The 485-nt window shown below is 35.9% G+C and carries 1 protein-coding gene; it reads left to right on the top strand.

Annotated elements, in window-relative coordinates:
• Positions 1-256, top strand: a 256-nt coding sequence (locus VQ048_RS12560) for an RteC domain-containing protein (protein WP_327611973.1), incomplete at its 5' end; no start/stop codon positions are given.
• Positions 257-485 lie beyond the last annotated feature (229 nt).

Genomic DNA, 485 nt, shown 5'->3' with positions numbered 1-485 from the left:
CCATCGTCCGATTCATTGGACGGAAAGTAAAGCCGCTTTAGTTGAACTCCTCTATGCTCTTCACGCTGCAAAAGCCATCTCAAGTGGACAAATTAGTTTAAATAAAATCGCTATAACTTTTCAAGCTTTATTCAAAGTTGAATTACAAGATGTCCACCACACCTTTCATCGTATGAAAAGTCGTTCAGGTTCAAGAACTTTATTTTTAAATCAATTAGTCAATTCCTTAGAAACTTATATGGATAAAAATGTTTAAGAAATGACCAGCCTTCTAAGGGGCTGAATGACCTTTGCCCATAACTACCCATTGGCAAACCACACTCTCACTACTTACTTTACTAACTTCAAGATGATCATCAGTCGCTTTAAGCGTCTTTTTTTTGCTCTAAATTTATGATTATTAAGGCATAGGCAAAATGTGCTAAAATGTGTTAAATTTCTATCTACCCATTGGTAAAACTTGGCGTTATCATCGCCTGAGTCTT

Source organism: Bergeyella anatis, from assembly GCF_036016955.1.
Taxonomy (GTDB): domain Bacteria; phylum Bacteroidota; class Bacteroidia; order Flavobacteriales; family Weeksellaceae; genus JAYWXI01.
This window is presented reverse-complemented; position numbering and strand designations above follow the sequence as displayed.